Source organism: Alistipes sp. AF48-12 (genome assembly GCF_003477565.1).
Taxonomy (GTDB): Bacteria; Bacteroidota; Bacteroidia; order Bacteroidales; family Rikenellaceae; genus Alistipes_A; species Alistipes_A hominis.
In genome coordinates this window covers 1-13,864 of sequence record NZ_QUDJ01000001.1, presented here as the reverse complement: position 1 = coordinate 13,864, position 13,864 = coordinate 1, and the positions used below count along the sequence as shown (strand labels likewise).

Sequence of the window (13,864 nt, the reverse complement as noted above, 5' to 3'; positions counted from 1 at the left end):
ATGGGAATCATAGAAAACAGTTTGCATCAGGCGGAGACGGCGTTGCACGAGTTCATTTCGGACCCGCAGACGCCCGTGCTGATGGAAAAGGCGGTCGCAATTTTTAAACAGGCGCTCGATAAAGGGTGTAAAATCATCAGTTGCGGCAACGGCGGCTCGCTGTGCGATGCCGCGCATTTTGCCGAAGAGCTGACCGGGCGTTTCCGAGGCGACCGCCGTCCGTTGCCGGCCATGGCGATCAACGACGCGGCTTACATGACCTGCGTGGGCAACGATTTCAGTTTCGACCAGATTTTTGCGCGTTGGGTCGAGGCGTTCGGACGCGAAGGCGACGTGCTGCTGGCAATCAGTACCAGCGGCAATTCGGGCAATGTGGTGATGGCGATCGAGAAGGCCAAAGCCTGCGGTATGAAGGTCGTTGCGCTGACCGCCAAAGGGGGGAACAAGCTCTCCGAGTTGGCCGACGTCGCGATCTGCGCTCCGCGCACCCCGCACTCCGACCGCATCCAGGAGATCCATATCAAAGTGATTCACATTCTGATCGAAGCGCTCGAAGACGCGATCTTTTACGCTTCGGATGCGAAGCGATAAACCGGCGACGGGCCGGATAACCTAAAACCAAAAACAAATGAATTCGAAAACTTCGTTGCTGAAAATATTGCCCGTGATGTTCGGATTTTTCATCATGGGTTTCGTCGACATCGTCGGTATCGCGACCAGTTATGTCAAGAGCGATTTCGCGGGCCTGAGCGACTCGGTGGTGAATATGATCTCGTTGTCATGTTTCCTGTGGTTCCTGGTGCTGTCGATCCCGACGGGGATGCTGATGAACCGCATCGGGCGCAAAAACACCGTGCTGCTGAGTTTCGCCGTCCATGTGCTGGCGATGTGTATGCCGCTGATCGCTTACGATTTCGCGTCGGTATTGATCGCTTTCGGGTTGATCGGGATCGGCAACACGTTGCTGCAGGTGTCGATGAACCCGCTGGTGATGGAAGTCGTTACCAAAGACAAGCTGACCGGAACGCTGACCCTCGGGCAGTTCGTCAAGGCCGTCAGCTCGTTCGTCGGGCCGATTCTGGCCGCTTGGGCCGCCGGGACGTTCTTCGGGTGGAAGATGATCTTCCCGATTTATGCCGGCGCCTCGCTCGTGGCGTTGCTGTGGCTGTGGTTGACGCCGATCCGGGATATCCGCGAGAAGTCGACGAATATTTCGTTTCGGGCGACTTTCGACCTGCTGCGCGACAGCCGGATCGTGGCTTATTTTATCGGTATTCTGGTGCTGGTCGGCGTAGATGTCGGCATGAACATGACGTTCCCGAAACTGCTGATGGAGCGGTGCGGCCTGGAATTGACCGACGCCGGTATGGGTAACAGCGTCTATTTCTTCGCCCGCACGGTCGGAGCTTTCCTCGGCGGTATTCTCCTGATGAAGTATTCCGAAAGCAAGTTCTTTACGTACAGCACCTACATCGCGCTGCTCGGACTCGTTCTGATGCTGCTGAGCGAGAACCTGTGGTTTATCCTCGGATGCGTTGCGGTGTTCGGCGTGGGCTATGCGAACCTGTTCTCGATCATTTTCTCGCTGTCGCTGAAACGGGTTCCCGAAAAAGCCAACGAAGTTTCGGCGTTGCTGATCGTCGGCGTGTCGGGCGGCGCGGTGTTGCCGCCGCTGCTCGGCGTGGTGACCGACCTGTTCGCCACGCAACTGGCCGCCGTCATCATGCTGGCCGCCGCCTGGCTGTATATGGTCTGGCTGACCGGACAAATCAAAACAAAAGCATAAATCCTGAAATCAAACGAACCGATGAAACGAACTGCAATCCGTTACAGTTTTTTAATCATGCTCATCCTGCCGTTGTTCGCGCACGGTCAGGCTTCTATGAAAATGTCCGCCGGACAGGTCGATGCCGCCCGCTGGATCGAAACCCGCTTCGCGCGGGGAAAGGTTCCGCCGTTCTCATTCGTTTACGGCGACAAATCGTCTAAAAGTCTGCTCCCCGGCTGGAATTATTCGATGAAACGCCTGCCGGGTGACGATCCGGACGTAGTGAAATACCTTTATACTTATACCGAACGTCCGTCGGGGCTGAAGGTGGAGTGTTTTGTTACCGGCTTTCCGGCGTTCGATGCCGTCGAATGGGTGCTGCACTTTACCAACACGGGCAAAAGCGATTCGCGGGTGCTCGAGCAAGTGAAAGTGGTCGATCTCGATATGCAGGCGCCGGCCGCCGGCGACTTCACGCTGTACTATGCCGACGGAAATCACATTTCGAAGGAGGATTTCCATCCCCGGACGACCGTGCTGAGTACGACCGAGCCGTTTCGGATGGCGCCCGAAGGGGGGCGTTCGTCGCAGGGCGATTTCCTTCCGTTCTTCAACCTGACGGCTCCGTCGGGCAAAGAGGGCGTAGTGGTGGGGATCGGATGGACCGGTATGTGGTACGCCGATCTGACCAAGACCGGCGACCGCGGCGCGACGCTCGTTTCAGGGATGAAACCATGCGGTTGTACCTGCATCCCGACGAGTCGATCCGCACGCCGAGCATCAGCCTGATGTTTTGGAACGGCGACGACCGGATGGCCGGCCACAACCGTTTCCGTCGTTTCGTCCTCGCCCATCATACCCGCAAAGTGGACGGGCAGATGCAGAAATATCCGCTGTGCAGCGGATTCAACTACCGCGATCCGGCTCCGTGCACCGAGTATTCGTGCCTGACGGCCGACTGGGCGATCGCGATGGTCAAACGTTATAAACAATTCGAACTCGTTCCGGAAGTGTTCTGGCTCGACGCCGGATGGCATACCGGTGCCGCCGATTACAAAAACGGCAAGTCGTGGGCCAATACCACCGGTAACTGGACGGTCGATACGACCCGTTTTCCGGACGGGCTGAAACCCGTTGCGGACGCCGTGCATGAGACCGGAGCCAAATTTATGGTCTGGTTCGAACCCGAGCGCGTGATCAAAGGGACGCAGTGGGCCGTCGAACACCCCGATTGGATGCTCGACCTGCCGTCGGAACCCGACGGAACCTACCTGTTGTTCGACCTGGGTAACAAAGAGGCCCGCGAGTGGCTGTGCCGTTATATCGGCGATCTGATCGAGCAGAACGGCATCGATTACTACCGCCAGGACTTCAATATGGAACCCGATAAATACTGGGCCGCACACGACGAGGCGGGGCGTACCGGTATGAAGGAGATTCGTCATGTCGAAGGACTTTACGCATTCTGGGATTATCTGCTGGAACGGTTTCCGGGCCTGCTGATCGACAACTGCGCGAGCGGCGGTCGCCGGCTCGACCTGGAGACGACCTCGCGCAGCGCACCGCTGTGGCGCAGCGACTATTACCACTACGACGATCCGGACGGCTACCAGGGACACACTTACGGACTGAATTTTTTCCTGCCGATCCACGGAACCGGGATTTTGCAGACCGACGAATATTCGTTCCGGTCGAGTATCAGCAGCGCGTTGATCTATAACTGGAAGATCACCGAGCCCGGCGTTTCGTTCCTCGATATGCAGGAGCGCGTGAAAGAGTATCAGGAAGTGCGCGACTATTATTACGAGGATTATTATCCGTTGACGGGCTGCGAAGACCTGACCCGCGACAACATCTGGCTGGCTTACCAGTTGAACCGCCCGTCGGACGGGACGGGGATTGTCGTGGCATTCCGCCGCGCCGCCAATCCGGACGGCAGCATTACGGTGAGATTGTCGGGACTGGATGCCGCGAAGCGTTATGACGTGCGCAACCGCGATACCGGCGAGTCGGTCGTCAAGACCGGGGCGGAACTGGCATCCGGTTTCGAGTTGACGCTCGCCGAGCCGAAAAGTTCGTTGTTGCTGCAATATAAACCCGTCGAATAGTTTCTGCATTCATTAAAAATTTAAAACGATGATACGAAATACAATCCATACATTCCGGTCGAAATTCCGGTCGTTCGTTTGTTCACTGCTTACGCTGGCGGTATTCCCGCAGTTCGTTTCCGGACAGGCCAAATCCGCCATGACCGATAAGCCGTTCGATGTGACCCGTTGGATCGAGACGCATTTTGCCAAAGGAAAAATTCCTCCGTTCTCTTTCGTTTACGACGGAAAACCGTCCCGCGAGCTGCTGAAAAAGTGGAAGTACACGGCCGCCCGCGTCGAATCCGGCGAACCGGAGGCGGTCGAATACCTGTATACGTACCTGGATCGTTCGACCGGACTTCAGGTCGAATGCCGGGTGAAAGGTTTTACCGATTTCGATGCGGTCGAGTGGGTTTTGAATTTTAAGAACGACTCGCAGGCCAATTCCGCACCTATTTCTCAGGTCAAGGTGGTCGATCTCGATTTCGAATCCCCGCAAAAGGGCGATTTTATCCTGCACTATGCCGACGGAAGCCATGTCTCGAAACACGATTTTCACCAGCGTACCAAAGTGCTCGCGCCGGGCGATTCGCTGTACATGGCCCCGCAGGGCGGACGTTCGTCGCAGATGGCTTTCCCGTTCTTCAACATCGAGTCTCCCGCAGGCAGGGCGTGATGGTGGCCGTCGGTTGGACGGGAACATGGTTCGCCGATATCGCCGGTAAGACCGACCGTAGCGTGACGCTGGCTTCGGGCATGAAATACCTCGATACGTATCTCTATCCGCAGGAGTCGATCCGCACGCCGAGCATCTGTCTGCTGTTCTGGAAAGGCGACGATCGGATGGTCGGACACAACCGGTTCCGCCGGTTCGTGATGGCGCATCATACGCCGAAGGTGGACGGCAAACCCGCCCTTTTTCCCGAATCGTCGAGTTTCAACTACGGCGACCCGTCTCCGTGCAACGAATACACCTGCCTGACGGCCGATTATGCGATCGCGCTGATCCGGCGTTACAAGCAGTTCGACATCGTACCGGAAGTGTTCTGGCTCGATGCCGGATGGTATTCGCAGGCGGCCGACTATAAGAATCATAAGAACTGGGCCAATACGGTGGGCAACTGGACGGTCGACCGCGAGAAATTCCCCGACGGACTGAAGCCGGTTTCCGACGAAGCGCACAAGGCCGGGGCCAAATTTATGGTGTGGTTCGAGCCCGAGCGGGTGATCAAGGGCTCCCAATGGGCCGAGGAGCATCCCGAGTGGATGTTGGACGCCGGGACGGATGCCTACCTGTTCGACCTGGGGAACCCGAAGGCGCTCGAATGGTTCTGCGACCAGATCGGGGAACTGATCGAGCAGAACGGCATCGATTACTATCGTCAGGATTTCAATATGGAACCGGATATCTTCTGGCGGAAGAACGACGAACCGGGCCGTACCGGAATCCGTGAAATCCGGCATATAGAAGGCCTGTACGCGTTTTGGGATTACCTGCGGCAGCGTTTCCCGGGCCTGCTGATAGACAACTGCGCGAGCGGCGGCCGCCGGATCGACCTCGAGGCCACTTCGCGCAGCGCCCCGATGTGGCGTACCGATTACAATTACGGCGAACCGGTCGGTTATCAGTGCCATACCTACGGGCTGGAAATGTACTTGCCGCAGCACGGTACGGGCGTGCAGAAGACAGACAAGTTTACGTTCCGTTCGAGCCTAGGCACTTCGGTCGTTTATAACTGGAAGATCACCAACGGCTCCTCGTCGTTCTATGAAATCCAGGACTGCATGAAGGAGTTCCGCGAAGTGCGTCCCTATTTCTACGAAGATTATTATCCGCTGACCGGTTCCGGCGACATCACCGGCGATAATATCTGGATGGCATACCAGCTCTACCGGCCGTCCGACAAGAGCGGTTTCGTCGTGGCGTTCCGCCGGGAAGCCTGTCCCGACAAGACCCACACCGTAAAGCTGTCGGGCCTCGATCCGGATGCGGTTTATTCCATTACGAATAAGGATACCGGCGAAACGGTATCCAAGAGCGGCCTCGAACTGGCCGAAGGGTTCGTGCTGACGCTCGACCAGCCGCGCAGTTCGCTGCTGTTGAAATACCGGGCCGAATAGCGTCTGCCCGTATGTTATCGTACAAGGCGGGAACTCTTCGGATGTTCCCGCCTTGTCGTACGGTTCGTGTAGAATATTCGGATGTTATCCGTATCTTTAACACGCCTGGCCGAGTCGGGTAAAAAGGAGTCTGAATCGAAATTAAAAATATAAAACGGATGAAAAAGATATTTTACGTTGCTTGTGCCGTCCTGCTGTGCGCCTGTGCCGGACGTGCGGATCGCAGTCGGGCGGGCGCGGTCGATCCGATGAAAACGGACGGCGGTTTGGTTTACGATGTGAAAAATTTCGGAGCCGTAGGCGACGGTGTGACCGACGATACGCGCGCCATCCAGGCTGCCCTGGATTATGCGGTGGATCACGGCGGGGGTACAGTCTATTTCCCGAATGGCCTGTACCGGCTCGCTACGTTGCAGGATACGTGCAAAGTGCGGGCCCACCTGATCGTGAAGCCCCGCCAAAGTCCGGGCCGCCGCGATTACGTGATGATCCGGCTGCAGGGCGAAAGCAGCGTTGTCACCCCGTGCTCGTATGCCAGCCATACGGCCGAGGATAAGGCCGAAGTGTGGAGAAACGGTACCGTTCTGGTTTCGGATGCGGCCGGCGAGTTGCAGACCGATCCTGCGCAGGCCCCCGTATCCGTTCTGGCCGCCGGAGCCGGAGACAATCTTTACCTGCTGAACCAGGCGGTCGTAAGGCTGCAGGATCTTGCGTTCCAGGTGAAAGCCGAGGCGGGGCAATACCCGTACTTGTCCGGTGTGAATATGGCCTATGCGGCGACCGTATATACCGATAATATTCTGATTTATTCGTCGATCCGGAATATGGTGCTGACTTCGCCGACCCGAGACGGGCACTATTCGGCCGGGTTCATCGCTCCGCGTACTTGGTGCAATCCGGAGCAGGATTTCCGGAATATTTGTGTCAAAAGCGCCTTCCGGTTCGGTTTCGTTTTTTCCGAACATGCGAACGGAAACAACCTGTCGGCGTGGAACTGCGACAACGCTTTCGTCTTTTCGAGAATGGATCATTCCGCCTGGTTCGGTCGGATCCACGCTCAGAATTGCGCGAACATCGTTTCGTCGTTGAACGTAGAGTTCGCCGGGCACGGCGTCGGGGATGCTTTTCTGAAAATCGAACAGGTAGGCATCGAGGTGAATAGCGGTCAGAAGCCGGTCGATTTCAACTACCGCTGTTTCGTAGACGATCCGGAAAACCATTTGTACGGCACGCTGCATTACCACATCGTCAAATCGAACGTAGGGGCCGACAATTCCTATTTCAAGGCCGACGGCGGCGCGCATCTGAAGGCGAGCCCGTCGTTCTGACGGGCCGGTTCGTGCCGGCGGGCCGCTACCGGGCGACGATCTCCCGGTAAAGTTGCTGCAGTCTTTTGCGGAGGTGGCCGATCGCGTAATGTTTCCGCGATAACAGCGTGGGAACGGGAACGCCGGTCGTTTCAGCGATCTCTTTGTAGGGAATACCGTCGTATTCGGTGAGTTCGAATACCGAACGTTGCTCGGGCGGAAGCTCCGACAGCGTCAGTTCGATCTCTTCCCGGATCAGTTCGTTGCGGAACATGATCTCCGGATCGTTCCCGTCGTCGGCCAGGAAGTCCGACAGCGAGTCGAGGAAATAGTCGTCCTCGTTTTCCTGCCGGGTTTCGGGCAGCGCCTGCTCCCGTTTCTTTCGCCGGCGGTCGATGATGCGGTTTGTAACCGCTTGGTAGAGCCAGGCCGACAGGTATTCGATGGGGTTCTCCTGCAGATCCGTTTTCGTCAGTTTGTAGAAAACGTCCTGGAGGATGTCTTCCGTATCTTCCGCCGAGTCCATCCTACGTCGGATATACCCTTCGGGCTCCGGCTTGTACTGATCGTAGACCAGCGGCAGGTCGCTTCGGGAGTCGAGTCTCCGTTTCTTTTTAACGGCTGTCATGGTCAGTTTTTTCCGGTTGATCCGGGCCGCAGCCGAACATCTGCCGGTGGATGTACTCCCTGCGTTCCTCTTTGCCCATCGCCCGGATCCTGTCCCGCATCGCGGCGCGCTCTTTCCATGTGGGGAAGGTGGGCCCTGACCGGCGGAGGGCGTTCATGCCGAAACAGTGCCTTCCCATCCCGCCGAACAACAGTTTGTTCAGCAGCACCAGGCCCGCCGCCTGCCAGAAGGTAACGGCCGTCCAGCCGATGATTTGCGGGACGAGCCAGTTCCACAGCAACATGACCGCGGTAGATGCCGCGCCGAATACGGCGATGAAGATCGACGTTCCGATCAGGCCTCTCAGAAATTTGTTTTTCATGGTATCGTGTTTTTGTCGTTTTGTTCTTCGCGGGCGAATGTTCGCCCGTATTCCCTGACGAACGTGAACGGAAGATATTTTATAAAAATAGCGATTAATCGCGACAACGTGTTTTTCGGGATTTTTCGGTCGGTAGTACCGCATAGATGTTCGTAAGGCGTAAAGGGACTCCCTTTACGCCTTATTTGAACCTACCTTCGGTCTGTTTAAGTGAGATAATACGACTACGTGCGAACAGAAATGTTAAAAATACGTCAAAATGGAGCGAATTTCCCGCTCTGTTTTTGTTGAAAGCCGTCGTTAATTTATTCAGCGATTTTCAGATTATTTTGACGAGATCCATGACCTTGAGGTTATTTGTTTTTCACTTCGAACCCGCTTTCCGTTTCATAACTTTCCCCGTCGGCCGTATGTACGATTACTTTCAGGATGCAGTGCCCGTCCGGCACCTCGGCGGTATCCCATAAGTTGTCGTCGCCGTAGGCACGTAAGGAGCGGATTTTTCCGTGCAAATTTTTTCTCCGTTAATATAAAAATCGACTCCCGTGACAGATTTATTTCCCGTGACCGTCGCGACGTAAGGGACTTTGCCGGACAATACGATGCCCACGGTCGGGGAGACTATTTCGACTTTGATACCTTCGCCCGTCAGGTATTCCTCCGATTGTTCCGGCAGTTTCTGTAATTGGACGTTGCGCGTATTGAGGCCCTTTGTCTTTTCGGTCAGGTTTTCGAAATCGAGTATCCTGAAGACTTTGTTCCCCTGTTTGCGGTCGAAATTCGCAGCTTTGAATATTGGGAATTTTTCGCCGTCGAAATAATCGTGAGAGTAGAGCGATATGCGTCCCGATTCGGTACCCACCAGCAGGTCGGGGCGGCTGTCGCCGTCGAAATCGAACACGCATGGCATACAACAGTGCCAGGCGTCATGGCCGTCGGAACCGGTCCATTCCACAAAGTAACCGCCGCGCGCCATCATATAATCGTATTCGAATACGGGATCTTCGTTCGTGCCGACATTTATGGCGATAGTCATGTTTCCGCCGCCCAGGTAATTGCGCGGCTCGCCCATTATCAGGTCTAAACGACCGTCTCCGTTCCAATCGGCGACGTCCATATTGAAACGTCCCTGACCGCCGGGGTGGGTCAGGCGTCCTATATGGAAAACCGAGCCGTCGGCTTTGCGCAGTTTGCGTTTGTTTTCCAAGACTTCCGGATTATGTGCGGACTGCGAATACATCATCAGGTCGCTCCGGTCGTCCAGTACTATAAAATCCAGTCGCCCGTCTCCGTTCCAGTCGGCGACGCCGGGCCTGTTGCGCCATGGGGTCACGAGCGGCTGGTTCCCGTAATAGAAATTGCGTACATTCTTCGACAGTACCGGTTTTTGTCGCGTCCCGGTATTCTCTATCCACCGGACTTTGCCCAGGCAGTCGGAAATAATGATGTCCAGGTCGCCGTCGCCGTCCACATCCCTCGGAACGCATGAGAGGTATCCCCAATACTGTTCTTCCATACCCTGTACGGTACCGCCGTTCTCCACGGCATTGAAAAAGAATGGCTCCCCGGAATCGTCTTGCAAGAATACGCCGCCTTTATAATTCGGCTGAGTAGGCGTCCCGGTGTTCTCGAACAGCATGATGTTGCCGCCGCATCCTCCCGATATTAGGTCGAGGTCGCCGTCGTCGTCCCAATCCACGGCGTAGGGGGTCGGCGAGTCGTTATGCACGAGTACCCCGCCTTGCTGGAAGAATCTTATCGGCTCTTCGAATTCGAGACTGCCCTGAACGCCCTTGTTGCGGAACAGCCAGTAGAATCCTTGCCATGCCGTGCATACGATATCGGTGTATCCGTCGCCGTCCCAATCCAAAGGGAAGGGTTTGAGCGACATGTCACCCGAAATATATGGATCGTCACCGAAATATCCGAAAGGTACTTTGTTCACTTCCGCAACAGGCAGCTCGCCGTCCACACCTTTGTTCGTCAATACGAACAAGTCGCTGTTGGCCGTGCCTACCAGAAGGTCGGGACGGCCGTCGTTATCCATGTCTGCCGCCTTCAGCGCAGACCATGACGAATTGGGAAATTCAACGGGACGGCCGTCGGGAGTATGAACGACCTGCGGCGTACGTTTGCCGTTACGGGTGAGTTCCACAACGATGTCTCCTTTCATATTGTGGTAACGGTTGGTGCGCGGATGCCTGCGGAATCGGACGCGGTCGGACACGCCGTCGCCATCCCAGTCGAGCGTTATATACGAAAGTTCCGGCGACGGAAGTCGGTCGGTGGGCAGGGCACGGCTGCGGGGCAGGAACCTGGGTTCGCTGTTGCTGCCTATGTTGCGTTGCAACCAGGTTCCCCCGTCCGTTCTTATCCCATAAATATCGAAATCGCCGTCTCCGTCCGCATCGACCGCTTCGAATTGCATGCCCGGCCATCCGAGCCATGACATGTTAGGCTCCGAGGCATCGTAGGTCAGCAGTTCGCCGACTCCGAGGTTGAGGTTTCCGGCCTGCGGTCGGGGGCCTTCCGCATGGGAGGCGGCAAAGTATATCTCGTATCCGGCGGCTCCTTCGGGAGCTTTCCACTTGAGGGTGCCGTTGCGCAGGTAATGGTCGCTCAGCGACGACAGCGGATCGCCGAAAGAGACGGGACAGTCGGTTTTCTTTCCATCCGTGTCTACGGCGAAAATACGTACGGAAGCGGGATCTACGGGCCGGTTTTGCCCCGCCACCAGCAATAGTCTCGCAAAATCGAGATCCGCCCATACGGGCGCTCCGGCGCTGTTGTCGTCGGTGCTGCCGGTTATCCTGTACGGTAACTCGGGCGCCGCCCAATTGCCGTCGGAGCGGAGGCGCTTTTCGACGATGTCGTAGCGGTTCTCTTTCGGGAGTTCCGCGATAAGCGGTTCGTCTACGGATTCCAGTCTCAGACCGTCTATCCAGGCCGTACCCGCAGAACCATAGAATTTTATCGTAAGAGTGCCTTTATCCAGTCCCGGCGGAACCCTGAACGTACGTTCGAGATAGCTGAAAGGTGTATTCCGATTGTATTGGGAGAGTGTATATGTGAATCCTTCTCCCGAAAAAGTAAGCTCTACAATGGCGTCCCGCCGGTAATTTACCTTCTCCGTTTTAACCCATCCCCCCAGGCGCATGAATTCCCCTCGGAGGGAGTCGAATTCGAAAGTAACGGAAGCGTCGGCATAACTTTTCATGCCGTCCCCTGCCACTTTAAGGGAGCCTTTTCCGATCACTCCTTCCAAAGTATCTATGCTCCATGACGTTTCGGGCGTAAATTTCCATCCGGAAAGAGCCTGTCCCTGTGAAAAATCTTCATCCAGCCACACTTTCGTTTCAGGCTGTACGGTACAGGAGGATAGCAGACTAACGGTAGCCAGCAAGTTCAATACAAAGGCGGTGGTTCTAAGCGTCGTCGTCATTATCGTAAGTTAATTGGAAAATTTTGAAGTTTGCAGGCGAATGTGATATCTCAGAAAACACTTTCTCTTTCAGAAAGTACCGCGTACGGTATTCGGAAACAAAAATAGCGTTGATTGTCAACGCTATTAGTACCCCCGACGGGTACACATCTATCTAATATCATCCAATCAAAAGAATATATACTATTAATTATTAGTTATTTAAGTATTTTAATGCATTGGTTATTTTCCCTTGTTTTACGCATTTTCCGTTATTTTTTACACCTTTTTTACACCCTGAAATCAGAAATTATTTTATATCTTTACGCCATATAATCAATACTATACAAATATAGTAAAATCGGTTGTTATGGCAAAATTGCAAACAAAAACCAAAGAAAATCCAAAATTGATGCAAAAAACGCTGGCCGACGGTCGGCAAAGTTTGTATCTGGAATACTACATGGGCTACAACAAGGTATTCGACGAGAATACAGGACGGGAGCATATCAAGCATATCCGGTCGAAAGAATATCTGGGCCTGTATCTGTTGTCCAATCCCCGGACACCCGAAGAACGGCAACAGAACAAAGAAACATTGGCCCTTGCCGCCGAAATCCGCATAGACAAGGAAAAAGTGCTGACTGCCCGTAAATACGACAAAGCCGCCCCGGTCAAACAAAAGATCAATTTTTTGAATTTTTACGAAGCGTATGTCAAAGCCTATACAAAAAAAGATATACGAATGATCGAGGGCGCATTGGGCCGTTTCCGGAGTTTTCTTGCAGAGTCCTATCCGAATATGAAGACTAACCTAAAGCCTGAACAAATTACCAAAGAGATGATGACAAAGTTCGTCGAGTATCTTCAGGCACATTCTAAAGGAGAGGGCGCGCATAGTTATTTCAAACGTTTTAAGAAAGTAATTAAATATGCTGTCGATCAGAATATTATTTTAAAGAATCCTTGCACGGACGTTTTATGTGTAATTGACGATACAGCCCTTACAAAAGACGTTTTAAGCCTTGATGAAATAAAACAGCTTGCCAATACCCCATACAAAAACAAAGAGATACAACGCGCTTGCTTATTTTGTTTGTACGCAGGATTGCGATATTGTGATGTTGTTGATTTGATGTATAGCGATGTAGACTACGCAAATAAAATCATCAAATTTGAACAAAGTAAAACCAAAGGTCACTCTAAAAGTTCTGTTGTTATTATTCCATTGAGTAGCACCCTTTTAAAACTGATCGGAGAAAAGCCTAAAAAAGATGGCCCGATCTTTATGTTGCCGAGCCATACCGGATGCCTCAAAGCTTTGCAAACATGGATGGCCCGTGCCGGGATCGACAAGCATATCACTTGGCATTGCGCCCGGCACAGCTTTGCGGTCAATTTGCTCGGCGAATGTCACACGGATATCAAGACCGTCGCATCCTTGTTGGGTCACAGCGGCCTCAAACACACCGAAAAATATACCCGCGCCGTCGATGCCCTGAAAGAAAAGGCGGTTAATGCCCTGCCGGAGTTAGAATTATAGATAAAGGTCGTTATCTTCGTATATAATCTGGACACATATGATTGGAAAAGGATTTAGCATTTCGCTGAACGGAAAACAGCGAAACGCACTGGCCGAATTATTCAACGAATTTCGCATATTTCAGCCTGAAGTAGATGCTATGGCCGTTGCCGATCTGTTTTACTGTCGGCTTCAAAAACCATTGATCGTCCGCAATGCCCGGTTGCTTTGCTACATCATGGACTATATGAGTCAGCAATTGATGATTGCGAATATATGGCAAACCATTGCAGAAGAAAACCGATGTTTTGTTTCCGTCAAAGGGAAACCCATTACGCGCAATATATTATCAAGTGCCAAGTATTGCGCCGTCAAATTCGACACCATTCAAAACAAGGACATAATACGGCAATATATCGACATTGTCAAAGGCTTGCACTAAGCGTTATAAGCGTATATATTTCTCATTAATAGTATTTTAATTTTATAATAAGTGAGAAAGAGTGAGAATTTGAGATTGAAAAGGTTATTTCGTACTATATATTTGCCGATGCTAATCATGTTTAACCTAAAACCTTTTTCATGCAAAACGAAATTAGTATCGAGCAACGCTTAGGTAGAATCGAGCAATTGCTCTTGGGACAAA

Annotated in this window: 8 protein-coding genes and 2 pseudogenes; 7 read left to right on the top strand and 3 right to left on the bottom strand. The window is 53.5% G+C overall.

The genetic code is table 11. The annotated features are described in order from the left end of the window. From DW082_RS00050 to DW082_RS00030, 5 genes and pseudogenes are all read left to right on the top strand, one after another. Positions 1-591: an SIS domain-containing protein gene (locus DW082_RS00050; RefSeq protein ID WP_055205334.1), complete on the top strand. Its 591-nt coding sequence runs from the start codon at positions 1-3 to the stop codon at positions 589-591. 37 nt (positions 592-628) lie between these two features. Beyond that, positions 629-1,786 carry a sugar MFS transporter gene (locus tag DW082_RS00045; protein ID WP_118456804.1) on the top strand — a complete coding sequence of 386 codons (1,158 nt, stop codon included), beginning with the start codon at positions 629-631 and terminating at the stop codon, positions 1,784-1,786. Positions 1,787-1,807: 21 nt separating this feature from the next. Further along, positions 1,808-3,876: pseudogene (locus DW082_RS00040) on the top strand (alpha-galactosidase). A gap of 28 nt (positions 3,877-3,904) precedes the next feature. Then, positions 3,905-5,979, top strand: a pseudogene (locus DW082_RS00035) (alpha-galactosidase). A gap of 158 nt (positions 5,980-6,137) precedes the next feature. Continuing rightward, positions 6,138-7,307 carry a glycosyl hydrolase family 28-related protein gene (locus DW082_RS00030; protein WP_118456802.1) on the top strand — a complete coding sequence of 390 codons (1,170 nt, stop codon included), beginning with the start codon at positions 6,138-6,140 and terminating at the stop codon, positions 7,305-7,307. Positions 7,308-7,332: 25 nt separating this feature from the next. On the opposite strand, the gene DW082_RS00025 is transcribed toward DW082_RS00030, so the two are convergent. The 3 genes from DW082_RS00025 to DW082_RS00015 all read right to left on the bottom strand — a co-directional run bounded on the left by DW082_RS00025 (position 7,333) and on the right by DW082_RS00015 (position 11,717). Next, positions 7,333-7,914, bottom strand: a complete 582-nt coding sequence (locus DW082_RS00025) for an RNA polymerase sigma factor (protein ID WP_118456800.1) — start codon at positions 7,912-7,914, stop codon at positions 7,333-7,335. Next, entirely contained in the window at positions 7,901-8,275 is a 375-nt protein-coding gene (locus DW082_RS00020; RefSeq protein WP_118456798.1) for a hypothetical protein, read from the bottom strand. Before DW082_RS00020 ends, DW082_RS00025 begins: the two co-directional genes overlap by 14 nt. A gap of 424 nt (positions 8,276-8,699) precedes the next feature. Continuing rightward, the gene (locus tag DW082_RS00015; RefSeq protein ID WP_118456796.1) at positions 8,700-11,717 is read right to left on the bottom strand and encodes an FG-GAP-like repeat-containing protein; all 3,018 of its coding nucleotides are present in this window, start codon (positions 11,715-11,717) and stop codon (positions 8,700-8,702) included. A 349-nt stretch (positions 11,718-12,066) separates the two neighbouring features. Here DW082_RS00015 and DW082_RS00010 point away from each other — a divergent pair, with 349 nt between their 5' ends. Both DW082_RS00010 and DW082_RS00005 read left to right on the top strand, forming a co-directional pair. Further along, positions 12,067-13,239: a site-specific integrase gene (locus DW082_RS00010; protein WP_118456794.1), complete on the top strand. Its 1,173-nt coding sequence runs from the start codon at positions 12,067-12,069 to the stop codon at positions 13,237-13,239. Between the two features lie 37 nt (positions 13,240-13,276). Further along, positions 13,277-13,660: a hypothetical protein gene (locus DW082_RS00005; protein ID WP_118456792.1), complete on the top strand. Its 384-nt coding sequence runs from the start codon at positions 13,277-13,279 to the stop codon at positions 13,658-13,660. The last annotated feature ends 204 nt before the right edge of the window (positions 13,661-13,864 follow it).